General features: G+C 75.0%; 19 protein-coding genes. 2 read left to right on the top strand and 17 right to left on the bottom strand.

From position 1 onward, the window contains the following. Nucleotides 1–134: 134 nt before the first annotated feature. Nucleotides 135–3,683, bottom strand: coding sequence for a DNA polymerase III subunit alpha (gene dnaE / locus ATL51_RS26170; RefSeq protein WP_100880242.1), 3,549 nt, complete (start codon nt 3,681–3,683; stop codon nt 135–137). Between the two features lie 344 nt (nt 3,684–4,027). Here dnaE and ATL51_RS26165 point away from each other — a divergent pair, with 344 nt between their 5' ends. Next, complete coding sequence (locus ATL51_RS26165) at nt 4,028–4,654, top strand: HAD-IA family hydrolase (RefSeq protein WP_100880241.1); 627 nt, start codon at nt 4,028–4,030, stop codon at nt 4,652–4,654. Nucleotides 4,655–5,025: 371 nt separating this feature from the next. Here the strand turns inward: ATL51_RS26165 and ATL51_RS26160 are convergent, their stop codons facing one another. From ATL51_RS26160 to ATL51_RS26140, 5 genes are read right to left on the bottom strand one after another with little or no spacing between them, the layout of a single operon-like run. Further along, nucleotides 5,026–5,748: a hypothetical protein gene (locus tag ATL51_RS26160; RefSeq protein ID WP_083658015.1), complete on the bottom strand. Its 723-nt coding sequence runs from the start codon at nt 5,746–5,748 to the stop codon at nt 5,026–5,028. Nucleotides 5,749–5,753: 5 nt separating this feature from the next. Continuing rightward, nucleotides 5,754–6,665, bottom strand: coding sequence for an RluA family pseudouridine synthase (locus tag ATL51_RS26155; RefSeq protein WP_062404557.1), 912 nt, complete (start codon nt 6,663–6,665; stop codon nt 5,754–5,756). A gap of 10 nt (nt 6,666–6,675) precedes the next feature. Further along, nucleotides 6,676–7,224 carry a signal peptidase II gene (lspA, locus tag ATL51_RS26150; RefSeq protein ID WP_073573910.1) on the bottom strand — a complete coding sequence of 183 codons (549 nt, stop codon included), beginning with the start codon at nt 7,222–7,224 and terminating at the stop codon, nt 6,676–6,678. A gap of 43 nt (nt 7,225–7,267) precedes the next feature. Continuing rightward, nucleotides 7,268–8,746 (bottom strand): potassium/proton antiporter, encoded by a 1,479-nt coding sequence (locus tag ATL51_RS26145; RefSeq protein WP_100880950.1) that lies wholly within the window; start codon nt 8,744–8,746, stop codon nt 7,268–7,270. Between the two features lie 28 nt (nt 8,747–8,774). Next, nucleotides 8,775–9,584, bottom strand: a complete 810-nt coding sequence (locus ATL51_RS26140; RefSeq protein ID WP_073573912.1) for a class I SAM-dependent methyltransferase — start codon at nt 9,582–9,584, stop codon at nt 8,775–8,777. Nucleotides 9,585–9,603: 19 nt separating this feature from the next. Between ATL51_RS26140 and ATL51_RS28760 the strand changes: the two genes are divergently transcribed. Then, nucleotides 9,604–9,780, top strand: a complete 177-nt coding sequence (locus ATL51_RS28760; protein WP_167410055.1) for a hypothetical protein — start codon at nt 9,604–9,606, stop codon at nt 9,778–9,780. A 23-nt stretch (nt 9,781–9,803) separates the two neighbouring features. On the opposite strand, the gene ileS is transcribed toward ATL51_RS28760, so the two are convergent. The 11 genes from ileS to ATL51_RS26085 form a co-directional block, all read right to left on the bottom strand. Beyond that, nucleotides 9,804–12,989 carry an isoleucine--tRNA ligase gene (gene ileS / locus ATL51_RS26135; protein WP_100880240.1) on the bottom strand — a complete coding sequence of 1,062 codons (3,186 nt, stop codon included), beginning with the start codon at nt 12,987–12,989 and terminating at the stop codon, nt 9,804–9,806. Nucleotides 12,990–13,257: 268 nt separating this feature from the next. Continuing rightward, nucleotides 13,258–14,826 (bottom strand): hypothetical protein, encoded by a 1,569-nt coding sequence (locus ATL51_RS26130; protein ID WP_100880239.1) that lies wholly within the window; start codon nt 14,824–14,826, stop codon nt 13,258–13,260. A gap of 88 nt (nt 14,827–14,914) precedes the next feature. Next, a complete protein-coding gene (wag31, locus tag ATL51_RS26125; RefSeq protein WP_073573917.1) occupies nt 14,915–15,769 on the bottom strand; it encodes a DivIVA-like cell division protein Wag31 in 855 nt (284 codons plus the stop codon). 47 nt (nt 15,770–15,816) lie between these two features. Then, the gene (locus ATL51_RS26120) at nt 15,817–16,113 is read right to left on the bottom strand and encodes a YggT family protein (RefSeq protein ID WP_373324230.1); all 297 of its coding nucleotides are present in this window, start codon (nt 16,111–16,113) and stop codon (nt 15,817–15,819) included. Between the two features lie 3 nt (nt 16,114–16,116). Next, nucleotides 16,117–16,866: a cell division protein SepF gene (locus ATL51_RS26115; protein ID WP_073573918.1), complete on the bottom strand. Its 750-nt coding sequence runs from the start codon at nt 16,864–16,866 to the stop codon at nt 16,117–16,119. A gap of 128 nt (nt 16,867–16,994) precedes the next feature. Then, nucleotides 16,995–17,753, bottom strand: a complete 759-nt coding sequence (locus ATL51_RS26110) for a YggS family pyridoxal phosphate-dependent enzyme (protein ID WP_073573919.1) — start codon at nt 17,751–17,753, stop codon at nt 16,995–16,997. 64 nt (nt 17,754–17,817) lie between these two features. Beyond that, nucleotides 17,818–18,564, bottom strand: a complete 747-nt coding sequence (gene pgeF, locus ATL51_RS26105; protein WP_100880238.1) for a peptidoglycan editing factor PgeF — start codon at nt 18,562–18,564, stop codon at nt 17,818–17,820. A 41-nt stretch (nt 18,565–18,605) separates the two neighbouring features. Beyond that, complete coding sequence (gene ftsZ / locus ATL51_RS26100; protein ID WP_100880237.1) at nt 18,606–20,018, bottom strand: cell division protein FtsZ; 1,413 nt, start codon at nt 20,016–20,018, stop codon at nt 18,606–18,608. A gap of 224 nt (nt 20,019–20,242) precedes the next feature. Continuing rightward, a complete protein-coding gene (locus ATL51_RS26095; protein WP_100880236.1) occupies nt 20,243–21,256 on the bottom strand; it encodes a cell division protein FtsQ/DivIB in 1,014 nt (337 codons plus the stop codon). 34 nt (nt 21,257–21,290) lie between these two features. Continuing rightward, nucleotides 21,291–22,655 (bottom strand): UDP-N-acetylmuramate--L-alanine ligase, encoded by a 1,365-nt coding sequence (gene murC / locus ATL51_RS26090; protein ID WP_392567412.1) that lies wholly within the window; start codon nt 22,653–22,655, stop codon nt 21,291–21,293. 47 nt (nt 22,656–22,702) lie between these two features. Further along, nucleotides 22,703–23,779, bottom strand: coding sequence for a UDP-N-acetylglucosamine--N-acetylmuramyl-(pentapeptide) pyrophosphoryl-undecaprenol N-acetylglucosamine transferase (locus ATL51_RS26085; protein WP_208623214.1), 1,077 nt, complete (start codon nt 23,777–23,779; stop codon nt 22,703–22,705). Nucleotides 23,780–26,073: the final 2,294 nt, after the last annotated feature.

Here is a 26,073-nt window from a genome sequence, read left to right as displayed (position 1 = left end):
CGCGACACCACGCCACGCCCGGGCCACCCGTCGCGCGCCGGCGGCACGGGCCGGTCGGCGCCGCACCCACACCCGTTGCCCGGCGGCCACCCCCGTGGCAACGGGTGTGGACGCCCGGGGAGGGGTGTGGGCGGTCAGCCGCCGAGGCAGCCGGGACCGAGCAGGGCCTTCAGGTCCCCCATCAGCGCCGAGGTGTGCATGACCTTGAGCGAGTCGTCCAGCCGCAGGGCCGTCATCTTCGTGCCGTAGACCAGGGTCAGGTGCACCTCGGACGTACCGGGGTGGTGGGTCAGCACCTCCTTGAGCTTCGCGACGCGCTCGGGGGTGCACTGGTCGGTGCGCAGGCTGACCCGGATCGGCAGCCCGGCCTCGCCGGTGGCCAGCTCGGGCACCGCGAGGTCGTTCGCGATCAGCGAGACGCGGTCGTCGCGCTTGTTGACCCGCGCCTTGACCAGCACGATCGCGTCCTCCGCGACGTCGACGCCGACCACCTGGTACGCCCGCGGGAAGAACAGCACCTCGATGCCGCCGGCGAGGTCCTCGATCTGCGCCGACGCCCACGGCTCGCCGTTCTTGTTCACCCGGCGGTTGACGTTGGCGAGGATGCCGCCGACGGTGACCTGCGCACCCTCGGCGACCGAGCCCTCGACGATGTCGGCGATCGAGGTGTCGGACTTCGCGGCGAGCGCCTGCTCGAGGCCCTGCAACGGGTGCCCGGACACGTAGAGGCCGAGCATCTCCCGCTCGACGGCGAGCTTGTGCTTGGTGTCCCACTCCTCGTCGGGCACCTTCACGTCGAAGATGCCACCGAGACCGCCGTCGTCGCCCTCGCCCGGGCCGTCCAGCGACCCGAACAGGTCGAACTGGCCCAGCGAGGCCGCCTTCTTGGTGCTCATCACCGCGTCGATGGCGTCGGCGTGCACGAGCAGCAGGCCCTTGCGGGAGTGGCCGAGCGAGTCGAACGCACCCGCCTTGATCAGCGACTCGACGACCTTCTTGTTGCAGACGACCGCGTCGACCTTGCGCAGGAAGTCGGAGAAATCGACGAAGTTCCCCTTCTCCCGCCGCGCGGCGACGATCGCGTCGACGACGTTGTGCCCGACGTTGCGGATGCCGCCGAGGCCGAAGCGGATGTCGTCGCCGACCGGCGCGAAGTTGCGCACCGAGTCGTTGACGTCGGGCGGGAGGACCGTGATGCCCATCCGGCGGCACTCCGCCAGGTAGACCGCGGCCTTGTCCTTGTCGTCGCGCACCGAGGTGAGCACGCCGGCCATGTACTCGGCCGGGTAGTTCGCCTTGAGGTAGGCCGTCCAGTAGGACACCACGCCGTAGGCGGCGGAGTGGGCGCGGTTGAAGGCGTAGTCGGAGAACGGGAGCAGGATGTCCCAGAGCGTCTTGACGGCGTCGGCGGAGTAGCCGTTGTCCTTCATGCCCTGGGCGAAGCCGGCGTACTCCTTGTCCAGGATCTCCTTCTTCTTCTTGCCCATCGCGCGGCGGAGCAGGTCCGCCTGGCCGAGCGTGTAGCCCGCCAGCACCTGCGCGATGGACATGACCTGTTCCTGGTACACGATCAGGCCGAAGGTCTCACCGAGGACGTCCTTGAGCGGCTCGGCCAGCTCCGGGTGGATCGGCGTGATCTCCTGCCGGCCGTTCTTGCGGTCGGCGTAGTCGTTGTGCGCGTTCGCCCCCATCGGGCCCGGGCGGTACAGCGCGCCGACCGCGGAGATGTGCTCGAACTCGCTGGGCGCCATGCGGCGCAGCAGGTCCCGCATCGGGCCGCCGTCGAGCTGGAACACACCCAGGGTGTCCCCGCGGGAGAGCAGCTCGTAGGTCGTGCGGTCGTCGAGCTCGACCTCGTCCAGGTCGACGGCGGGCTTGCCGTTGAGCTCGATGTTCTCCAGGGCGTCGTCGAGGATGGTGAGGTTGCGCAGCCCCAGGAAGTCCATCTTCAGCAGGCCGATGGTCTCGCAGACGCCCATGTCGAACTGCGTGATGATCGCGCCGTCGGACTCGCGGCGCTGGATCGGGATCACGTCGATCAGCGGCGTCGAGGACATGATCACGCCCGCGGCGTGCACACCCCACTGCCGCTTCAGTCCCTCGAGGCCCCGCGCGGTGTCGACGATCTCCTTGACCTGCGGGTCCGCCTCGTAGAGGGCGCGGACCTCGGTCGCCTCGGAGTACCGCTTGTGCGACGGGTCGAAGATGCCCGACAGCGGGATGTCCTTGCCCATCACCGCGGGCGGCATGGCCTTGGAGATGCGGTCGGCGACGGAGTAGCCGGGCTGGCCGAACAGCACCCGCGCCGAGTCCTTGATCGCGGCCTTCGCCTTGATCGTCGAGTAGGTGATGATCTGCGCGATCCGGTCCTCGCCGTACTTCTCGGTGACGTAGCGGATCATCTCGCCGCGCCGCCGCTCGTCGAAGTCCATGTCGATGTCGGGCATCGACACACGGTCCGGGTTCAGGAACCGCTCGAAGATCAGCTTGTGCCGGATCGGGTCGAGGTCGGTGATGCCCAGGACGTAGGCGACCAGCGAGCCCGCCGCCGACCCACGGCCGGGGCCGCAGCGGATGCCGACCGACTTGGCGTGCTGGATGAGGTCCGCGGTCACCAGGAAGTAGCCGGGGTAGCCCATCTTGATGATGACGCCGACCTCGTAGTTGGCCTGCTGCCGGTACTTCTCGGTGACGCCGTCGGGGAACCGCATGTGCAGTCCCCGCTCGACCTCCTTGATCAGCCAGGACTCCTCGGTCTCCCCCTCGGGGACGGGCGCCTTGGGCTGGAGGTCCTGGCCGGTGGTGAAGTCGATGTTGCAGCGCTCGGCGACGAGCAGCGTGTTGTCGCAGGCCTCGGGGTGGATCGGGTCCCAGAGCCGGCGCATCTCGGCGGCGGACTTGAGGTAGAAGTCCTGCGCGTCGAACTTGAACCGGTTCGGGTCCGCGAGGGTCTTGCCGGTCTGGACGCAGAGGAGCACCTCGTGCGCCTTGGTGTCGTCCGGGTAGGTGTAGTGCAGGTCGTTCGTCGCGAGGCCGGGCAGGTCGAGCTTGTCCTTGAGCCGGAACAGGTCCTCCTGGACCCGCTTCTCGATCTCGATGCCGTGGTCCATCAGCTCCAGGAAGAAGTTGTCCTTCCCGAAGATGTCGCGGTAGTCGCTCGCGGCCTGGCAGGCGGCGTCGAAGTCGTGCTGCTGGAGCAGGCGCGCGACCTCGCCGGACGGGCAGCCCGTCGTCGCGATCAGGCCCTTGCCGTACTTCTCCAGCAGCTCGCGGTCCATACGCGGCTTGTAGTAGTAGCCCTCGAGGCTGGCCAGCGAGGAGAGCCGGAAGAGGTTGTGCATCCCCTCCGTGTTCTCCGCGAGCAGCGTCATGTGGGTGTACATGAGGTCGGGGTTGTTCTCGCTGCCGTTGCCCAGCGCGGTGCGCTTGCGCTCGTGCCGCGACCCGGGCGCGAGGTAGCCCTCCATGCCGATGATCGGCTTGACGTCGTGCGCCTTCGCCTTGCGCCAGAACTCGAAGGCGCCGTAGACGTTGCCGTGGTCGGTCATCGCGATGGCCGGCATCTCGTGCTTGGCGGCCTCGGAGAACAGGTCGTCGAGCCGGGCGGCACCGTCCAGCATCGAGAACTCGGTGTGCGTGTGCAGATGGACGAAGGAGCGACTCCCGGATCCGGCACTGCCCATGTGTGTCCCGCGCTCCTCTCCCGCGCCGCTGGGACGGCGCGGACCTCCGCTGGTGCGCACGCCCGTCGGGGCGGACGTGCCGACACCGGGCCGGCGGCGCGGACGGGCAGGGACATCGGCGCCGGTGCGCGGACCTGGCGGGGCCCGCTCGCCGGAGCCGGTGGACCCTGCGGGTCCGGACCGACCGGATCGGTGAGGGGCCCAGCGTAACGGTGGGGTCCGACGGTTCCGGCGACGGCGGCCGGGCACGATCGGGCTCCGCGTGTCGGGCCTGCTCACCCCCTGTCCACCCCGGACGACGGCGTGTCGCGGACGGTCCGGCGGCGGGTTAGGGTCGGGCCACGATGCCCACCGCCCCCGAGCCGACGACACCGCCGACCACGGTGGTGTTCGACCTCGGTGAGGTGCTGGTGCCGTCCGCGGGCCTGGAGCGCCGGCTGGCCGGGGTGTTCGCCGTGCCCGAACCCGTGCTGCGCGAGGCGTACTGGCGCCACCGCGCCCGGCACGACCTGGGCGACCCGCCGGACCGCTACTGGACCGCCGTCTGCGCCGACCTGGGCCTGGCACCCGAGCGCGCCCGGATGGACGCCGCCGAGCGGGTGGACGTCACGTTCTGGTCGACGCTGCCGCCGTCGTTGTCGATGCTGATCGCCGACCTCGCGCGGGCCCGGGTGCGCCTCGCCGTGCTGTCCAACGCGCCGCGCGGGCTGGCCTCCGCGGTGCGCGCCGCGGCCTGGAGCAGCCCGTTCGACCGGTTGCTGTTCTCCGCCGACGTGGGCGCCGCGAAACCGTCGCAGGACATCTTCCGGCGCGCCGACGTCGAGTTCGGCACCGCACCGGAGCAGGTGCTGTTCTTCGACGACCGCGTCGACAACGTCCGCGCCGCGTCCGCGCACGGCTGGGACGCCCACCGATGGGAGGGCGCCGCCCGGGCCGTGCGGGTGCTGCGCGAGCGCGGGGTGCTGGGCTGACCGGTCCCCCGGGACCCGGCGGCAGCGACGGTCGTGCACTGTCGTGCACTGCGATCAGGGGGTCCGCCGACCCCGGGCACCGTCGGGCTCGTGATCGCCACGCGTGCAGCGATCGGTGCCACATCCGGCACCGATCGGCTCGGTTGTGCTGATCATGGGCGGGCAGCCGGGGCGACCGGGGCCGCGCGGCCGGACGGGGCCGGGTCCGGGCGGGCGGAAGCCCGGGGGTGCCCGGAGGCCGGGGCCGGCCGGAGACCGCGAGGCCGGACGAGGTCCGCGGCCGGCCGGGGCCCGGGTCGGACGAGGACCCGGGCCTGACGAGGACCCGGGCCTGACGAGGGCCGGGAACGCGGCTCGGGGACGGGCGCGGCTCAGGGGACGGGACCGTCGTCGGGCGGCGGGCTCGCGGTGGTGGTCTGCTCGGGCAGCAGCGGCGACAGCGCGAGCTCCGGTGCGCTGGTCCCGGCCGGCGCGGCCTGCACGCCGCGCACGCCCGGGCGCGCGGCGAGCGCCTCGAGCCCGGCCCGGTCGGCGGTCACGACCAGCGCGACCACGCAGGCGCAGCCCGGGTCGGCGAGCGCGCGTCGCTCGGCCGCGGCCACGGCGGCCCGCCGGGTCAGTGCCGCGCGGGCCTCCGGGGTGGCCGCTCCCCCACCGTCGCGGGTGGCGCGGTCGGCGTCGGCCTCGGCGGCGTAGGCGGCCCGCTCCCGGGCGACGCCGAGCGCGGCCGACGGGTCCCCGGTGCCGGTGACCGGCTCGAACCGCAGCGCGGTCTGCACCCGGTCGAACGGCACCCGGAACACCGCGGTCGTGGTCGTCGTCCCGGAGCCCGCGGCCGCGGCGTCGGACGGGGCCAGCGGGCGGGTGAACTGCACGAGCGCGGGCACGGACACCCCCGGTGCGGGCAGCGTCGCGGGCAGCCCGGCGAGGTAGCCGGCGACGTCCTGGCCGGGGTCGGGACCCAGCCGCACCGACCCCGTCGCCGCCGGGGGCCCGGCCGACGGCCCGGACCCGGCGGCCCAGACGGCGCCGAGGAACACCACCGCCATGACCGCGGCGATCCACGCGAGCGCGCGGGTGCTCAGCCCCCTCACGCCGCTCAGTCCCGCAGGACGTCCAGGGCCGCGTCGAGGTCGGCCGGGTAGGGGCTGGTGAACTCGACGTGCCGACCGTCGGCGGGGTGGGCGAACCCGAGCGTGCGGGCGTGCAGCCACTGCCGGGACAGCCCGACCCGCTTGGCCAGCGTCGGGTCGGCGCCGTAGGTGATGTCGCCGACGCAGGGGTGGCGGAGCGCGGAGAAGTGCACCCGGATCTGGTGGGTGCGCCCGGTCTCCAGGTGCACGTCGAGCAGGCTCGCCGAGCGGAACGCCTCGATGGTGTCGTAGTGGGTGACGCTGGGCTTGCCGCTCTGCATCACCGCGAACCGGTAGTCGTGGCGCGGGTGCCGGTCGATCGGGGCGTCGATCGTGCCCGAGGACGGGTCCGGGTGCCCCTGCACCACCGCGTGGTAGCGCTTGTCGACGGTGCGTTCCTTGAAGGCCCGCTTGAGCTCGGTGTAGGCGTGCTCGGAGGTGGCGACGACCATCACCCCGGTGGTGCCGACGTCGAGCCGGTGCACGATGCCCTGCCGCTCGGCGGCGCCGGAGGTGGACAGCCGGAACCCGAGCGCGGCGAGCCCGCCGGTCACGGTCGGCCCGGTCCAGCCCGGGGAGGCGTGCGCGGCCACCCCGACCGGCTTGTCGACGACGACGATGTCGTCGTCGGAGTGCAGCACCGTCAGGCCCGCGACGACCTCCGCCGGACCCTCGATGACCGCGGGTGCCGGGGCGTCGGGCAGCTCGACCTCCAGCCAGGACCCGCCGGGCAGCCGGTCGGACTTGCCGGCCTCGCGGCCGTCGACCGAGATCCGGCCGGACTCGGCCAGGGTCGCGACGACGGTCCGGGACAGGCCCAGCAGCCGGGACAGCCCGGCGTCGATCCGCATGCCGTCCAGCCCGTCGGGCACCGGCATGCTGCGTACCTCACCCACGTTCGCGGCTCCCGTCGATCTCGATGCCGCGCACGGCCATCAGCACCAGCAGGATGCCGCCGCACACGATGCCGGTGTCGGCGATGTTGAACACGGGGAAGACGCTCCCGTCCGGGGAGAAGAAGGCCAGCATGTCCACGACGTGCCCGCGCATCGGTCCGGGTGCGCGGAAGAACCGGTCGACCAGGTTGCCCAGCGCGCCGCCGAGGACCAGGCCGAGACCGATCGCCCAACCGGTCGAGGCGAGCCGCCGCGCGATCCGGATGATCACGCCGACGACGACCACGGCGACGATCGTCAGCACCCAGGTGTAGCCGGTGGCCATGGACCAGGCGGCGCCCGGGTTGCGCAGCAGCGTGAGGTAGAAGAACCCGTCGATCACGGTGACCGGCCGCTGCCCCTCCAGCGTGGCGACGGCGGCGATCTTGGTGACGAGGTCGAGCGCCAGCCACACCGCGGCGATGCCCGCCAGCAGCGCCACACCGCGCCGTCGTACGGCGGGGTCGATCGGCGCGGTGGGGGGTGGGGGGTCGGCACTCACACCCGTGATTATGCGGGTCGCCCCGACACCGCCGACCGGCCGGTCAGCCGGCCCGCCCGCTCGGCCGGCCCCGGCCCTCGTGCCAGCGGACCAGTTTGCCGCCGCGGTCGACGTCGCGGATCCGCCGCTCGGTGTCCTCCCGGTTCTCCCGGGTGCTGACGACGAGGAACTGGTCCCCCTCGCGCAGCCGGGTGTCCCCGCCCGGGGAGAACGCCTCGGCGTCGCGTACGACCAGGCTGACCGTGGCCCCGCGGGGCAGCCGCAGCTCGCGCAGGTAGACGCCGTGCAGCCGGGACCCGGGGGGCACCTTCACCTGCAGGAGTTCGGCGTCGACCTCGTCGAGCGGGGCGGCGTCGACCTCGACGCCGCGGGTGTCGGTGCGCGAGACCACCCCGAGCAGCCGCGCCACCCAGGGCAGGCTGGTGCCCTGGACCAGGGTGAGCAGCACGACCAGCACGAACACGACGTCGACCAGCCGTTGGTTCTGGCCGCCGCCCTCGGTGACCGCGACGAGGGCGAGCACGATCGGCACGGCTCCGCGCAGCCCCGCCCAGGACAGGAACGCCTGTTCGCGCCAGGGCACCCGGAACGGCAGTGCGGCGGCGGCCACCGACAGCGGCCGCGCGGCGAGCAGGACGACCGCCGCGCAGATCAGCGCGGGCACCACGGCGGCGGGCAGCCGCTCGGGCACCGCGTACAGGCCGAGCAGCACGAACAGCCCGATCTGGGCGATCCACCCGGTGCCCTCGGCGAAGGAGACGACACCGCTGCGGTGCGGCAGCCGGGAGTTCCCCAGCACCAGCGCGGCGCAGTAGGTGGCGAGCAGCCCCGAGGCGTGCACGCCCTGCCCGGCGGCGAAGGCCAGCAGGCAGGACGCGATCGCCGCGAGCGGGTACAGGCCGGTCGACGGCAGCGCGGCGCGGCGCAGCGCCCAGGCCGAGCCCAGCCCGAGCAGGACGCCGACGACGGCGCCCGCGACGAGCTCGTAGACGACCAGCAGCGGCGTCGTCCAGCTGATGGCCTCGGTCCCGGCCAGGACGACGACGGCGATCACCACCGGCGCGTCGTTCATCCCGGACTCGAGCTCCAGGGTCCCGGCGAGCCGTTGCGGGACGGCGACCCCGCGCAGCACGGAGAACACCGCTGCGGCGTCGGTGGAGGACAGCACCGCGCCCCACAGCAGCGCGGTGCGCCACTCCAGGTCGAGCAGCAGGTGCAGCAGCCCGCCCGCGACGGCGATCGACACCAGCACCGACAGCGTCGACAGCAGCAGCCCGAGCCCGAGCGCGGGCCGCACCGCCGACCAGCGGGTGGTGAGCCCGCCCTCGGTGAGGATCAGCACGAGCGCGGTGAGGCCGAGGGACTCGGTGAGGCCGGTGTCGTCGAACCGGATGCCCAGCACGGACTCGCCGAGCAGCACGCCGATGCCCAGGTAGAGCAGCAGCGACGGCAGGCCGAGCCGCACCGAGACGCGCACCGCGAGCACGCCGAGCAGCAGCACCCCCGCGGAGATGCCGAGCATCAGTTCCAGACTCACCGGGGCCCCCTGCTCAGGGCGACCAGGTCAGGGTGACGGCGTCGGTGCGCCGGGGCGGGAGGTCCACCAGCGCGGCGGCGACCTCCTCGACGCGGTCGGCGGGCAGGCAGAGCCGGCGGGTGACCCAGGCGGCGTCGTGCGGCAGGCGGGCCGCACGGGTCCAGGTCAGGACCTCCGGGGCGACGCCCTGCTGTTCGCGCAGCACCGCGACGGCGTCGTCGTGGGTCGCCGACGGCGGCCGGACCACGTCGTGGAAGCGCTCCCACAGCGGGTCCAGCCAGGCCAGCGGGTGCTCGGTCAGCATCTCGACCACGACGCCGCCGATCCCGCCGCGGGTGCGGACGGCGCCGGTCAGCGCGGCGAGGAACGGGGGCAGGTCGACGACGTTGTGCAGCACGTGGTGGCAGACGACGACGTCGTGCCGCCCGGCGTCCCCGGCCGCGTCGGGCCAGCTGCCGTGCACGGTGCCGTGGGGCAGGTCCCGGGCGCGGGCCGCCGCGGCGAACACCGCCAGCATGTCGGCCTGCCGGTCGACGCCGACCACCCGCGCCACCGGCGACGGCTCGGGCCACGCCGCTCCGAACACGGCGTCCCCGCCCCCGCAGCCGACGTCGAGCACCGACGCCCCGGCGCAGGTCCACGCGGCGGCACGCTCGGCGATCGCCCGCGCCGCCCGGTGCGACGGCGTGTCGGCCGGCTCCGCGGGCGGGGTGAAGTCGGCGGGGTCGTGGGTCCACGGGTCGGCGGGGGCGTACCGGAGGACGTGGTCGGGGATCCCGCGGCCGAGCTGGCGTTCCCGCCACCGTTCCGCCGCGTCACCCATGGGGTGAGGATAGGGCCCGGTGGTTCTGCGGAGTTCCGGCCGGTCCCGGTCCGCCGGACCGTCCCCGCGCTGCCCGCCGGTGCCCGAGGGCGCGACGGTCGTGTGCCGGGTCGACGGGGTCCCGGCGACCGTCGAGGTCACCCCGGTCTCCGGCGCCGACCACCGCGTCCGTCACACGGTGGCACCCCGCCCCTGAGCGGTGGTCGGCGCCGGTACCGGTCAGGCCCGGGCGACCGCGGCCGACAGCGTGACCGACGCGCCGTCGGGGCCGACGACCTGCCCGCTCGACGCGCCGTCCCCGGCGGCGCCGTAGGCGACCGAGGTCGCCAGCACCTCCCCGGCGACGAACGCCTCGTGGGTCCGTACGGCGTCGAGCACCGCGTCCGGACCGTCGAGGGTCAGCGCGATCCGGTCGGACACGTCCAGACCCGCGTCACGGCGGGCCTGCTGCACGACGCGCACGACGTCGCGGGCGGTGCCCTCCGCGGCCAGCTCCGGCGTCACCGTGGTGTCGAGGACGACGAGCCCCGCGTTCCCGGGCAGGGCCTGGGTCCGCTCCGGGTCGGCGGCGACGAGCTTCTCGGTGAACTCGCCCGGCTGCAGCGCGATCCCCGCGGCCACGACGGTGTCGCCCTCCTGGGACCATTCCCCCGCCTTGACCGCGCGGATGCAGGTCTGGACGTCCTTGCCCAGGCGCGGTCCGGCGACCCGGGCGTTGACGGCGATCTCGAACCGGCCGTGCGTGGCGACGTCGTCGGTCAGCTCGACCGAGCGGACGTTGACCTCGTCGGCGAGCAGCCCGGTGAAGTCCTCCAGCGCCGTGGCGTCGCTCGCGGCGACGGTCAGCGCGGGCAGCGGCTGGCGCACCCGCACCTTCGCGGACTTGCGCAGCGACAGCGCCGCGCTCGCGACCTGCCGGATCCGGTCCATCCCGGCGACGAGGTCGGCGTCGTGCGGCAGCCCGGCTCCGGCCTCGCGCTGCGAGACCGACGGGTCGGACCCGGCGGGCCAGTCGGTGAGGTGCACCGACCGCTCCCCCGTGAGACCGCGCCAGATGGCCTCGGTGGTCAGCGGCAGCAGCGGCGCCGCGACCCGGCAGGTCACCTCCAGCACGGTGTGCAGGGTGTCGACGGCGTCCTGCCGCACGGCCGCGTCCCCGGACCAGAACCGCTCCCGGGACCGCCGGACGTACCAGTTGGTGAGGGTCTCGGCGTGGTCGCGGATGCGGTCGCAGGCCCCGGCGATGTCGTAGGCGTCCATCGCCGCGGTGACGCCGTCGACGAGGTCGGCGGTCTTGGCCAGCACGTACCGGTCGAGGACGTACGGGCTGTCGGTGCGGAACGTGCCGCGCTCCCCGCCGGCGTAGAGCGACAGGAAGTACCAGGTGTTCCACAGCGGCAGGATCGCCTGGCGGACGCCCTCGCGGATGCCCTGCTCGGTGACGACGAGGTTGCCGCCGCGCAGGATCGGGCTCGCCATGAGGAACCACCGCATGGCGTCGCTGCCGTCGCGGTCGAAGACCTCGTTGACGTCGGGGTAGTTCTTGCGCGACTTGGACATCTTCGCGCCGTCGTCGCCCAGGACGATGCCGTGCGCGACGCAGTTGCGGAACGCGGGCCGGTCGAACAGGGCGGTGGCCAGCACGTGCAGCGTGTAGAACCAGCCGCGGGTCTGGCCGTTGTACTCGACGATGAAGTCGCCCGGGTAGTGGTGCTCGAACCAGTCGCGGTTCTCGAACGGGTAGTGGACCTGCGCGAACGGCATCGAGCCGGACTCGAACCAGCAGTCGAGCACCTCCGGCACCCGGCGCATGGTCGAGCGCCCGGTCGGGTCGTCCGGGTTGGGCCGGGTCAGCTGGTCGACGTACGGCCGGTGCAGGTCTGTCGGGCGCACGCCGAAGTCGCGCTCGATCTCGTCGAGCGAGCCGTAGACGTCGGTGCGCGGGTGGCGCGGGTCGTCGGACTGCCACACCGGGATCGGGCTGCCCCAGTAGCGGTTGCGGGAGATGCCCCAGTCGCGGGCGCCCTCGAGCCACTTGCCGAACTGGCCGTCGCGCACGTGCGCGGGCGTCCAGTCGATCTCCTGGTTGAGCTCGACCATCCGGTCCCGGAACCGGGTGACGCGTACGAACCAGGAGTCGACGGCGCGCTGGATCAGCGCGTTGCCGCAGCGCCAGCAGTGCGGGTACGGGTGGTCGTAGGTCTCGTGGCGCAGCAGGACGCCCTGCGCGTGCGCGTTGCCGTCCTTGAGGTCGCGGATGACCTGCGGGTTCGCGTCGAACACCTGCATGCCGGCGTACGGCGGGACCTCCGTGGTGAACTCGCCGCGGGAGTCGACCGGGTTGACGACCTCGATGCCGGCCGCGTCGGTGACCTCCTTGTCCTCCTCACCGAAGGCGGGGGCGATGTGGACCAGCCCGGTGCCGTCCTCGGTGGTGACGTAGTCCGCGGCGAGCACGCGGTGGGCGTTCTCGCGGCCGGTGAAGAAGTCGAACGGCGGGGTGTAGCTCGCGCCGAGCAGGTCCGACCCCGTCACCCGCGCCAGGACCGGCGGCTCCTCCCCCAGCTCGCGGGCGTACGCGGCGACCCGGGCCTCCGCGAGCAGCCAGCGCTCGGAGTTCGCCTCCACGACCACGTAGTCGACGTCGGGGTGCACGGCCACGGCGAGGTTCGACGGCAGGGTCCACGGAGTGGTCGTCCAGACCAGGGCGAGGGCGCCGTCGGTCTCCGGGCGGTCCGGCGTCGACAGGCGCAGCCCGACGGTGACGGCCGGGTCCTGCCGGTCGGTGTAGACGTCGTCCATCTTGGTCTCGGTGGCGCTGAGCGGTGTCTCGCAGCGCCAGCAGTACCAGAGCACCCGGAAGCCGGAGTAGACGAGACCCTTGTCCCACAGCGACTTGAACGCCCAGAGGACGGACTCCATGTAGTCCAGGTCCAGGGTCTTGTAGTCGTTGTCGAAGTCGACCCAGCGGGCCTGGCGGGTCACGTAGTCGCGCCACTCGCCGGTGTAGCGCAGCACGGACGTACGGCACGCCTCGTTGAACGCGGCGACGCCCATCTCGTCGATCTCGGACTTGTGCTTGATGCCGAGCTGGTTCTCGGTCTCGACCTCGGCAGGCAGGCCGTGGGTGTCCCAGCCGAAGCGGCGCTCGACCCGGTGGCCGCGCATGGTGCGGTACCGCGGGACGACGTCCTTGACGTAACCGGTCAGCAGGTGGCCGTAGTGCGGGAGGCCGTTGGCGAAGGGCGGGCCGTCGTAGAAGACGTACTCGTCGGCCCCGTTCTCGCCGGCGGGGCGCCGGTCGACCGACGCGCGGAAGGTGTCGTCGGTGTCCCACGACGCGAGCACGTCCTGCTCGAGCGTCGGGAACGACGGGTGCGCCGGGACGTCGGGATAGCCGCTCACGTGTGTCGCTCCTCGTGCGTGCTCTCGCTTCGCACGGGGACGACGACGGCTCTGGAGAGCCGGGCCGCGGTACCACCCCGCTTGCCCGTGCACGGGTGTGCACGGGCCTCTCTTTCGACGGCGATGACGGGCCGCACCCGTCCGGTTCTACTCCGGCCCGGGGCCGTTTCTTCCGGAGGCTCCCCGGTGATGGCCGGATCGGTGCCTGTGGGACCAGGGTAGCGCGCGGTCGCGCCCCGTTATTCCGTGGGGCGCGCCGCGCTGCTGGTCAGCGGGCCTGGGCGGGGTGGCGGTCGCCGAGGGTCCGGTTCGGTGCGCACCAGCCGCACGGGGTGAACCCGAGCTCGACGGCCTCGCTGACCGGCAGCGGGATCACCGGGCGACCGGTGAGGGCCCGGCAGGTCTGCACGTGGTACCGGGGGTGTTCGTCGATGACGAGCACCTCGTCGGGCAGGCGCGCGGCGAGTGCGGCGAGGGTCGGGTCGCGCGGCTCCTCCGGGGAGTCGCCGTCGGTCCCGGTGGGCGCGTCGGCCCCGACGGCGTCGGTCGGGGTGCCGTTCGTGTCCACGCCGGCTCCGGCGGGCGTGCCCGCCGGTGTCCCGGCCCGGTCGTCGTCGGCCGGGGCCCCGGATCCGGCGGCCGCGGCGCCCACGGGGGCAGCGGCGTCGGGAAGGCCTGCGCCGGACGGGCCGCCCGCTCCGACCGGTCCGCCGGGGCTGCCCGCGTCCGGCCCGCCGGGTGCGCCCGCGGCGCGGGTCGCCGTGGTGGTGTCGGCCGCTCCGGGGGTGCGGGTCGCAATGGTCGCGTCCGCCGCCCCCGGGACGTGGTCCGCCGTGGTGGCGTCCGCCGCTCCCGGAGCGCCGTTCGCGGTGGTCGTGTCCGCCGTTCCCGGGGTACGGGTCGCGGTGGTCGCGTCGGAGGGGCCGGACCGGCCCTCCGGGCTGTCCGGCCGGTCGGATCCGGCGGCGGGCGGGGTGCCCGTGCCAGCATCTCCCGTGCCGTCGGCGCCCGAGCCGGTGCCCGAGCCCGAGCCGAAGCCCGGGTCGTCGGCACCGTCGTGGGCACCGGAACGTGCTGCCGGGTCCGAGCCCGACCCGCCGTCGCGGCCGGCTGCCACGGCACCGGCCGTCCCGGCGGCGACCGCGCCTGCGGCTGCCGCCGTCACGGCCGACGTCGTGCCGGCGGCGCCGGTTCCGGTCGGCCGCGAGTCCGTCGCCCGCGTCGTCGCCTCGGCGGGCGGTTCCGCGGTGCCGGGTTCGCCGGGGCCGGACCGTGCCGGGTCGCCGCCACGACCCGCACCGTCCTCCCCGTCCGGTCCCGCCGGGGCGCCCGCGTGCGACGCGGCCACCCCACTCGGGTCGGCCGCGTCCTCGGCACCGGATTCGGTCACCGTGCGTGACGAAAGTCCACCCGATCGAGATGCGCCGGGCGGTCCCTCCGCAGAGCCGGACGGCCTGACAACCGGCATCTGGATGGTCTGGTCGGTCGCGTTCTGCGCCGCCTCGGGCGTACCCGAGGCCGCGCCGCTGTCCGGCCGGACGACCGGCAGGACCTGCGTCGCGGGCTCCATGTCGGCGCCGTAGCGCGCCTCCATGTCGGCCCGGTCGGCCCGGTCCGGCGCCGCGGGGGCACCGGTGCCACGACCGGAGGCGTCGGCCTCCGCCCGGTCACCTGCCTTCACCGCGGCACGGGTCTGCCACCAGTCGTAGGCGAGCACCAGGCCCGCGATCAGACTGATGACCACCGATGTCCACGCCAGTGCCACCACGTGCAGGAACCATCCTGCGAGCAGCAGCACCAGCGCGATGACCACGAGGATCAGGACCAGCACCAGCATCGGCGAACTCCGTCGGTCGGCAGCGGCACCTGTCCGCTACCCGGTCGTCGTCGGTCGTCCCCGGCACCTCGGAGGCGCCGTGGGGCGGTCAGCTCCCGGTGTCGGCCCGCTGGCCGTACCCGGAGGCGGCGTACCCGCCGTTCGAGCCCGACCTGGTGGCACCGGTGCCGTCCGACGGGGCAGCCGAACCGCGACCCTCCAGGTCACGCAGCTGCGACTCCAGGTAGGTCTTCAGACGGGTGCGGTACTCCCGCTCGAAGGTCCGGAGCTCGTCGATCTTCTTCTCCAGAACGGACTTGTCGCGCTGGATGGCGCCCATGATCTCGTTCTGCTTGCGCTCGGCCTCACTGACCAGGCCGGACGCCTTCTCGCGCGACTGGCGCTCGAGCGTCTCGGCCCGCGTGCGGGCGTCGTTGAGCATGGTCTCGGCACGCGAGCGCGCGTCGTTGACCAGGCCGTCGGCCTTCGTCCGGGCGTCCGACAGGAGCTGCTCGGACTTGTTCCGGGCGTCCGACAGCATCGTGTCGGCCTCGTTCTTGGCCTCCGCGGTCAGGCGGTCCGCCATCTCCTGGGCGAGGCCCAGGACCTTGGCGGCCTGCACGTGGTGGTCACCGCCGTCGGCATCGGCGGGGCCGGCACCGGCCAGCTGCGGAGCGGGAGCACCCGCACCACGGCCCATCGGCGACGGGGAGGCGGCCAGGGCCTGGGTCTGCGCCGGAGCCGGCTGGCTCCGTGCCTCCTCCAGGTCGGCCTCGGCATCGCCGAGACGCTGCTCCAGCTGCGCGACCTGGTCGCGCAGGTCGTCGTTCTCCCCGATCAGCCGGGCCAGTTCGGCCTCGACCAGATCGAGGAAGGCGTCGACCTCGTCCTCGTTGTAACCCCGCTTCCCGATCGGGGGTTTGCTGAACGCGACGTTATGAACGTCGGCGGGCGTCAGCGGCATCGGATCACCTCATGCGGTCCTCGGCGGCACTCCCGGGTGACTGGGGCTCATCCCAGGAGCTGTGATCTGACGGCGCTCATCGAGATGAACACCACCAGCAACAGAACCATAATCGACAGGTCCAGTCCTACGCCTCCGATACGGACCACGGGGATCACTCTCCGCAGCAACTTGACCGGAGGGTCGGTCACGGTGAAGACGACCTCGAGCGCCACGGCGGGCGCTCCGGCGGGTCGCCACTGGCGCGCGAACGACCGGACCATCTCGACGACGATGCGGGCCGCGAGCAGCAGCCAGAAGAAGAACAGGACGTAATAGATCAGCGTCAGGATCGGGTCGGCCACGACTCAATCCTGTCGGAAAGCTCCGCGCTCGGCGAGCCTCCGCGCGTCGTCCGCGGAGACCTCGACGTCGGCCGGCGTGAGAAGGAACACCCGATCGGTGACCTTGTCGATGCTCCCGCGCAGGGCGAACGCCAGGCCCGCGGCGAAGTCCACCAGGCGTTTCGCTGCCGCGCCGTCCAGATCCGTGAGGTTCATGATGACGGGCACACCGTCGCGGTAGCGCTCACCGATGGTGCGGGCCTCGTTGTAGCTGCGGGGGTGCAGCGTCGTGATCGACGCCGGTCCCGCGGCCGCCCGGTCGCGCTGCTCCGGCACCGGCGCGGGGGCCACGACGGGCTCGTTCCGCTCCTCGCGTGCCGGACCCCGGAGGGTCTCCGGGTCCATCGCCAGCGCCCCGCGGACAGCCGCTCCGGGGCCGCCTCCGAGGGGAGTGGGAAGGTTCCCGCGCTCCGGGACCAGCCCGAGCGTCTCCCGCTCGCCGCGCGGATCCTGCCGCACGGCGCGCGCCGGACGGAGGGCCTCCCGCGCCGGGCGGGCGCCCCATCCGTCCTCGTAGCGGACCGCGGTCTCGTAGCGGTCGCCGTCGTAGGACGCCTGGTCGGCGAACCGACCGGCCCCGGCGGACCAACGGTCACCGCGCGGGCCGGCGTGGTGCTCGTGGCCGCCCCGGTAGTGATCCGGTTCGTCCACATAGTCCATCTCGTCGGCCGGGACCATGCCGAAGTACGCCTTCAGCCGGTACATCGCGCTCATCCGCTGTCCCCTCGCAGTACTGCTCGACTCCGTACGCGTCCCAACCGCACGCGCACCCCGCGTTCTGGCGACGGTCTCGCCGACGGTGCGGTCTCCGCCACCTGCTCAGTACCCACACCCACCAGCGATTACTCGGAGGCTATCCGCCGATCCCCCACAAGGGCCGTACCGACACGCACCACCGTCGATCCGTGACCGATCGCCGACTCCAGGTCCCCGCTCATCCCGGCGGACAGGACCGTCGCCCCGGGGTGCCGCCCGACGGTCTCCCGGTGCGCCTCGGCGATCCGCTCGAACGCCGCATCGGGCTCCCAGCCCAGCGGCGCGACGGCCATCAGCCCGGCCAGTTCCAGCCCCGGCAGCTCCGTGACCAGGTCCGTCAGCTCGACGAGCCCCTCCGGGGCGACGCCGCCGCGGTCGGCGTCGCCGTCGACGCTGTACTGCACGAGCACCGGCAGCGGGCCGCCGCGCTCCCCCGCGTCGCGGGCCTTCGCGACCTCCTTGTCGATCGCGCGGGCCAGCCGGGGCGAGTCGACGGAGTCGATCCGTGTCACCCACGGGAGCACCGTCCGTACCTTGTTCCGCTGCAGCCCGCCGACGAAGAACCAGTCCGGGGAGGCGTCCGGGCGCAGCGCCCGGACCTCGTCCACCTTGGACGCCGCCTCCTGCGCGCGGTTCTCGGCGAAGGCGTCCAGCCCGAGGTCGACCAGCGCGGCCACGTCGGCGGCCGGGATCGTCTTGGTGACGGCGAGCAGCCCGACCTCGGAGGGGTCGCGGCCGGCGGCGCGGCAGGCCTCGGCCACCCGCTCGCGGACGGCGGCCAGTCGGTCGGTCAGTTCGCCGACACGGTCGGCGGTGGGGGTGCGGGGATCGGACACGGCGTCCATCGTTCCCGCCCGCGGGGGCGCCCGCGAGCCCCGCGTGGCGTGGATCGCCGGACCGGGCCGCCGGTCAGCGCGGGTCGAGCCAGGTGATCCCGGCCTGGCGGCCGCAGCGGCCGTCGCGGCGGTGGCTGAACAGGTCCGGGTCCTCGACGGTGCAGCGCGGGTCGGTCGCGACCTTCGTGACGCCGAGGTCGGCGAGGCGGCGGGTGAGCCCGGCGCGCAGGTCCAGGCCGGCGGTGCCGGTGCGGGTGGTGGACGCGCTGCCCGGCAGCGCGGCGTCGACCTCGGCGCGCATGGCCGGGGGCACCTCGTAGCAGCGGCCGCAGACCGACGGCCCGAGCAGGACCTCCAGCCGTGCGGGCTGCGCGCCCAGTGCGGTCATCTCGGTCACGACGGCGTCGACGACGCCCGCGGCCGCGCCGACGCGGCCCGCGTGGGCGGCCCCGACGACGCCGGCGACCGGGTCGCCGAACAGCACCGGTACGCAGTCGGCCGCGAGCACCGCGATGCCGAGCAGCGGCACGTCGGTGACGACGGCGTCGACGTCGGCGATGTCCGGGGCGACACCACCGGTGCCGGGGCGGGCCCGCGGGGGCTCGCGCAGCACGGCGACGTCGCGGCCGTGGACCTGGTTCAGGAACACCAGTCCGGACAGGCCGAGCTCACGCACGACGCGGGCCCGGTTCCCGGTCACCGCGGCCGGGTCGTCCCCGACCCCCGACGACAGGTTGAACGAGGTGAACGGGCCCTCGGACCGGCCACCGGCCCGGGTGGTGGTGACCCGGCGGATCCGCGCGCGGCGGGTGCCGCCCACGCGGGCCGCCGTGGCCGGCGTCGGTAAGTCCGGCACGCGGGTCAGCGCCGCATGAACGGCGGGACGTCCACCTCGTCCTCGACCGGCTCGGCCGGACGCGCCGCGGGGTTCCCGCCGACGGTCCCGTGCTGGGCCGGGGCCGACGTCGGCGAGGCCGGCGCGGACATCGGACCGCTCGGAACGGCCGCGCCGTCGCCGCCGTGGTGCTGGGTGTCGCCCTGGCGCGGGGCCGGGGCGGTGGGCTGCGCGGGCGGCAGCGTCCCGGTGCGCTCGGGGGCGTGCGCCGTGGCGGGCAGGTGCGGCGCCGACGGGGTGGTCGCAGTCGTCGCGGCCCAGCGGGACTGGCCCTGCGGCTGCTGGCCCTGGTGCTGCTGGGTCTGGTGCTGCTGGGTCTGGTGCTGCTGGGTCTGCTCGGCCTGCTGCGGTGGCGCGGCCTGCGGTGCGGGCTCGGCGGACTTCTGGGTGCCGCGGGAGAACACGGCGGGCTCGAGCTTCTTGTGGGTCGGTGTGCCGCCCTCGAAGCCGGCCGCTATCACGGTGACCCGCACCTCGTCACCGAGCGAGTCGTCGATCACGGTGCCGAAGATGATGTTCGCCTCGGGGTGCGCGGCCTCCTGGACCAGCGACGCCGCCTCGTGGATCTCGAACAGACCGAGGTCCGAGCCGCCCGCGATCGACAGCAGCACACCCTGCGCGCCGTCCATCGACGCCTCGAGCAGCGGCGAGTTGATCGCCTTCTCGGCGGCCTGCACGGCGCGGCCCTCGCCGCGTGCGGACCCTATTCCCATCAGCGCCGACCCGGCCCCGGACATGACCGACTTGACGTCGGCGAAGTCGAGGTTGATCAGTCCGGGGGTGGTGATCAGGTTGGTGATGCCCTGGACACCGGAGAGGAGCACCTCGTCGGCGGAGCGGAAGGCGTCCATCAGCGAGACGCCGACGTCGCCGAGCTGCAGGAGCCGGTCGTTCGGGATGACGATGAGGGTGTCGCACTCGTTGCGGAGCGCCTGGATGCCCTCCTCGGCCTGCCCCGCGCGACGGCGCCCCTCGAAGGTGAACGGGCGGGTGACGACACCGATGGTCAGCGCGCCGAGCTTGCGGGCGATCGAGGCGACGACGGGTGCGCCGCCGGTGCCGGTGCCGCCGCCCTCGCCCGCGGTGACGAAGACCATGTCGGCCCCCTTGAGGACCTCCTCGATCTCCTCGGCGTGGTCCTCGGCGGCCTTGCCCCCGACCTCGGGGTTGGCGCCGGCACCGAGGCCGCGGGTCAGCTCACGACCGATGTCGAGCTTCACGTCGGCGTCGGACATGAGGAGGGCCTGGGCGTCGGTGTTCACCGCGATGAACTCGACGCCCTTGAGGCCGACCTCGATCATCCGGTTGACGGCGTTGACGCCGCCGCCACCGATGCCGACCACCTTGATCACTGCCAGGTAGTTGTGCGGGGGCGTCATGCGCGGCACCTTCCAGTCGCTCGGGGTCCGGGGTTCGGGTGGGTCAAGCTCCGGGTGCCCCGGGCCTTCGGGTGCGCACGCTAAGTGGAGTGCGGTGCCCGGGTCCAGCAGGCGCGCCGCACGACGACAACACCCCGCCCGGGTGGTTCGACCTCGCCGCCGGTGGAAACCCGCACGGTCGTCGGACGGTCACCCGCCGCAACCATCGGGTCGGGTGCGGCGGGTCAGCGCTGCCGGACGGTGACCAGCGACGGGCTGGAGACGTCGTAGACGGCGCCCTCGCGCTGCAGCACCGGTCCGAGGACCCGGGCCCGGGCGGCGGTCCGGTCGGTGTCCGGCCACGGGCCCCACAGGACCCGCCGGTCCTCGGTGAGCCCCAGCTCGAAAGTGGATCCGCCCCCGCCGAGCGACAGCGACTGCACCTGGTCGCGGACCGGGACCGGCAGTGCCTGCAGGACACCGACCGCGGCGAGGGTGGCGGGGTCGTCCGGGGCGACGCGCGGCAGCTGGAGCCGGGGCAGCCGCACGTCGGGCGGGGCGTCGCGGTAGACGAATCCGGCGACGTCGACGAGCTTCGGTCCGTCCGGGGTGTCGAGCAGCGCGGCCGGGGTGCGTTCGGTCACGGCCACCACCAGGGTGTCCGGCCAGGACCGGTCGACCTCCACCGCGGCGACGCCGGGGATGGCCGACACGCGGGCGGCGACGCCGTCGGTGTCGACCGCGGCGAGCGGGACACCGGTCTGGTCGCCCGCGGCGGCCTCGACGTCGCGGACGGGGATCTGGCGGGTGCCGTCGACCCGCACGGTGGCCACCGGGGGGCCGTACCGGCCCAGCGCCCACCAGCCGGCCGCGGACACCCCGAGGAGCACGACGACGGCGGTGGCCAGCAGAGCGACGAGGCGACGGCGCCGGTAGCGCGGGTCGCGGCTGCGGGACCGTTCGACCGCGCGGGCCGCCGTGCGCTCCCGGACCGCGGCAGCCGCGCCGCGTCCGCTCCCCCGGTCCGCCGGCTCGGCCACCTCGCCGGTGTCGGCGGCCCGGTCGCCGGCGTCCTCGGGCTCGTCGGGGCCGTCGGCGGCGGGGGTCCCGGCGGCGGCACGGCGTTCGGCGGCGCGGCGCTCCCGGATGCGACGGGCGCGCTCGGCGGCGCGGCGCTCCTGCTCGGGGTCACGGCGGCCCGGCGACCGGGCACCGTCCCGGGCCCGGTCGTCTCCGGTGTCCTGCTCGTCGCTGCTCATCGTGCCCCCGCTGTGCCGCCGCCGTGTCGCGCGCTCACCCCTCGCCGGCGAGCTCCCGCAGGATCTCCGGCCCGAGCGCGGTGACGTCACCGGCGCCCATGGTGATCACGACGTCGCCGTCGGTCGCGAGCGCGGCGATCGCCGCGGGTGTCCGCTCCCACGAGGGGGCTCGGTGCACCCGCCCGGCCGGCAACGTCACCGCGTCGGTGATGAGCGCCGGACCGACGCCGGGTTCGGGATCCTCCCGGGCACCGTAGACGTCGAGCACCATCACCTCGTCCGCCAGCGACAGCGACGCGCCGAACCCGGCGGCGAACAGCCGGGTGCGGGAGTACAGGTGCGGCTGGAACGCGACCAGGACGCGGCCGCGTCGCCCCTCGCGGACCGGCGCGGCCTCGCGGGCGGCGCGCAGGGTGGCGGCGACCTCGGTGGGGTGGTGGGCGTAGTCGTCGTAGACCGACACGCCGCGGGCGCGGCCCTTGAACTCGAACCGGCGCTGCACCCCGCCGAACCCGGCGAGGCCCTCCAGCAGCACGGCCGGGTCGGTCCCGACGGCGACGCCGGCGAGGAACGCACCGAGCGCGTTGAGGACCATGTGCTCGCCCGGGACGCCGAGGGTGAGCTCGTGCTCGGCGTCGCCGGTGCGGAACCGCGCACGGCAGCCGGTGCCGTCCGGGGTGAACTCGAGCAGCCGGGCGTCGTGCGGACCGGTCGCGGTGCGGCCGTAGCGCAGCACGGTGACGCCCGACTCCTCCGCCCGCACCGCGACCTCGGCGGCCCCCGGGTCGTCGACGCAGGCGACCAGCGTCGCGCCGGGGACGAGCCGTTCCAGGAACCGCTCGAACACCGCCCGGTAGGCGGCCTCGTCGCCGTGGTGGTCGAGGTGGTCGGGCTCGACGTTGGTGACGATCGCGACCGACGGGGCGAACGCGGTGAACGAGCCGTCGCTCTCGTCGGCCTCGACGACGAACACGTCGCCGCTCCCGTGGTGGGCGCCCGACCCGGACACCGACAGGTCGCCGCCGATCGCGAACGACGGGTCGGCCCCGGCGTGCTGCAGGGCGACGGTGACCATCGACGTCGTCGAGGTCTTGCCGTGCGTCCCGGCGACGGCGACCAGCCGCCGTCCCTCGGTCAGCGCGGCCAGTGCGACCGCCCGGTGGACGACGTCGTAGCCGCGCTCGCGGGCGGCGGCCAGCTCCGGGTTGGTCTCCCGGATCGCGGTGGAGACGACCACGGTCGGCGGGGTCTCGCCGCCGTGGCGCAGGTGGCCGGCGTCGTGCCCGGTCTCGACGCGTGCGCCGAGCGCGCGCAGCGCGGTGACCGTGCGGGAGTCCCGCGCGTCGGACCCGGAGACGGTCGCTCCGCGGGCGAGCAGGATCCGCGCGATCCCGCTCATCCCGGCGCCGCCGATCCCGATGAGGTGGACGTGGTCGGAGAGCACGCTCACCGGCCCGCCACCTCCATGACGATGCGGGCGATCTTCTCGTCGGCCTCGCCGTGCCCGGCGGCGCGGGCGCGGCGGCCCATCGCGAGGGCCAGGTCGGGGTCGGTGAGCATCGGCATCAGCTCGTCGATCGCGCGTTCGCCGTTCATGTCCTCGTCCTGCACGAGCTTGCCGCCCCCGGCCTCGACGACCGGGCGGGCGTTGAGCGCCTGCTCACCGTTGCCGTGCGGCAGCGGCACGTACACCGCGGGCAGCCCGACGGCGGTGAGCTCGGCGACGGTGGTCATGCCGGACCGGCCGAGGACGACGTCCGCGGCGGCGTAGGCGAGGTCCATCCGCTCGATGTAGGGCACCGGCACGTAGCCGGGCCGTGGGTCGGCGGGGGTGCCGTTCTTCCCGTACGCGTGCAGGACCGAGATGCCCCGCTCGGTGAAGGCGGGCAGGGCCCCGGCGACCGCGTCGTTCAGGGTCCGGGAGCCCTGGGAGCCGCCGAAGACCAGCAGCACAGGGCCGTGCGGGGGGAGGTTGAAGTACGTCCGGGCCTCCGGCCGCAGCGACGCCCGGTCCAGGGTGGTGATCGAGCGGCGCAGCGGCATCCCGACCACCTCCTCGTTCGCGAGTCCGGTGCCGGGCACCGCGACGCAGACGGCGGAGGCGAACCGCGCGCCGACCTTGTTCGCGAGCCCGGCGCGGGCGTTGGCCTCGTGCACGACGATCGGCACCCGGCCGCGGGCGCCGAGGTAGGCGGGCAGCGAGACGAACCCGCCGAACCCGACGACGACGTCGGCCTCCGCCGCCTCCAGCACCTCCCGGACCCGCTTCACCGCGCCCCGGACGTTGCCGGGGAGCTTGAACAGGTCGGCGGTGGGCTTGCGGGGCAGCGGCACCGGCGGGATCAGCTCGAGCGGGTAGCCGCGGGCCGGGATCAACTGGGTGTCGAGGCCCTTCTCGGTGCCGAGCGCGGTGACCCGGGCTCCCGGGACGAGCCGCCGGATCGCGTCGGCGACGGCCAGCGCGGGCTCGATGTGCCCGGCCGACCCACCCCCGGCGACGACGACCGACAGGCCGCCCCGCACCGGCGCCGGCGCCTGCTCCCCCGCGGGTCGCGTGGTGGCGGGGCCGAAGGTGCGGGTCGCGTCGGGGCCGGTGGGTCCGGGCACGCCGGGCCCGGGCACGCCGTCGCCCTGCGGGTTCTGCTGCGGGCCGTTCGGCTGAGGGCCGGGTCCATGGGGGCCGGGTCCCTGAAGGCCGTGGGGCCGCGGACCGCCGGGCCCCTGGGGGGCAACCGGGCTCTGCGGTCCGGGTGCGACCGGGCCACCGGGGCCCTGCCACCCCGGTGCACCGGGCCCGCCGGGGCCGTACGGCGCGGGGGTGCCGGGGGCGGCCGGACCGAACCCGCCGGGGCCGACCGGGCGGAACGGCCCGGTTCCCGCCGTCCCCGGTCGGCCGGGGCCCGCGTACCCGGGCCCCTGACGTGCGGTGCCCTGTGGACCCGGCGCCTGCGGACCGGGACCCTGCGGACCCGGGCGGGCGGTGCCGGGGCCCTGCTGTCCGGGGCCCTGCTGCCCGGGGCCCTGCTGTCCCAGGCTCTGCCGTCCGGGGGCGGCGGGGCGGTACGGGCCGGTGCCGGTCAGGGCGTTCGGGCCCGCCGGGCCGGGACGCCCGAACTGCTGCGGGCCGGGGCCACCGGGGACGGGGCCGTGGGGACCGGCGCCGGGACGTCCGGGCGCGTACGGACCGGGGGCGGACCTGCCGTGCGGCGGGACCGGGCCACGGGGACCGGTCGCCGACAGCGCGCCCGGCTCGGGCCCGCTCTGCGGACCGGTGGCGGTGACGCCGGCGTGCTCACGCTCGCCGGGCTGCGCCGGGCGCTGCTGCGGGGCCGACGGGGTCCGGGCCTGCTGCCACCCGGTGCCCGACGGCGCGTCCGCCGAGGCGGCGGCCGGGAGCGCGGCGGCGTCGCCCGCGGGGTGCGCGACGGTCGGCGGCTCGCCGGCCGACTGTTCCCGGCGGGCCGGGGTGGATCCGGTGGAGTCCGGACCCGGGGTCGCCGGGCCGGTCTGCCGGGGCTCCTGCGGGCCGGTCCGCTGCGGGGTGCTCCCACCGGGGTCGGTCGCCGTGGGGTCCTCGGCCCCTGCGGTGCCCCGGCCGTCGGCGACGGGCTGCTGCGGGCCCGTCCCGGCGTCCGGTCCGGTCGTGTCGACCGTGTCCGGGCCGGTGGCGGCGTCGCTGCGGCCGCCGGGGGCCCGGGTGCCGTCGGTACCGGCGCCGGAGGGCGCAGCACCGTTCAGGCCGGCACCGTTCACGCCGGCACCGTTCACGCCGGCGCCGTGCGGGGCCGCCGCGTGTGGTCCGGTGGTGTGCGGCGTGGTGACGGTGGGTCCGGTGTCCGTCGCCGGGGCGCCGGGGACGTGCGGCCCCGGACCGGCGGGTGCGGGGCCGGCGGCGGGGCCGTCCTCCCCCGGGCCGGTGCGCGGCACGCCGTCCGCCGGGGCACCCGACCGGGTCGGGTCCGGGCCTCTGCGTCCGGTGCTCCCGCGAGGGGTGAACAGGTCGTCGGCCGCGCCGGGACGCGACGGCATCGCTCCGGGCGGCACCGGCCCCCCGGGCCGGCGGCGCGGCAGGCCGCCCGGCTGCTGTCCGGCGTCGTCGGCGGGTCGCGGTGCGCCGTCCAGGCCGCGCGGACCACCGTCCGGAGCGACGCCGTCCGGTCCGTGGGACACGCCGTTCGGGCCCTGCGGAGCGCCCTGGTCCCCGCCCTCGGCAGCGCCGCGCGGGACACCGTTGCGCGGGGCGCCGTTCCGGGAGCCGCCGCTGCGGGGGGCACCGTTCTGCGGTGCGGCGCTCTGCGGGGTGCCGTTGCGCAGGTCACCGGTGCGCGGGGCGTCGTGGTGGTCGGCACCGTTGCGTGCGACACCGTTCCGCGGGCCGTCGGTGTGCGGGCCGTCGTGGCGGTCGGCGCCGTCGGACCCGAGGCCCTCGTGCGGGGCGCCGTTCGCCGGCCGGGCCGCGCTGCGGTCGCCGTGCGCGACGCCATTCGTCCCCTGCGGCCCGTCGCCGCTGCGGGGGGCGCCCGGGCGGCGGGACTGCGCGTGCGGGTCCCACCCGGTACCGGGCAGCCGCTGCGGGCCACGCGGACCCGGCTCCACGGACGGCTGCGACGCGGGGACCTGCGCCGACGGGGACTCCGGAGCAGCAGAGGCATCGAACAGGTCGGCACCCGACGGGGACTCCGTGGGCCAGCCCGGCCGGCCGCCCGTGCCGCCCGCCCCGTCCGGGCCACCGAAGACCACACCGTCCGGCCGGACCTCGTGGGGCCCGGGAGCACGGCCGCCCATGGTCGGACGCCGGCCGGGCTCCCGGCCCGAGC

It is taken from the genome of Pseudonocardia alni (assembly GCF_002813375.1).
Lineage (GTDB): Bacteria > Actinomycetota > Actinomycetes > Mycobacteriales > Pseudonocardiaceae > Pseudonocardia > Pseudonocardia alni.
This window is presented reverse-complemented; position numbering and strand designations above follow the sequence as displayed.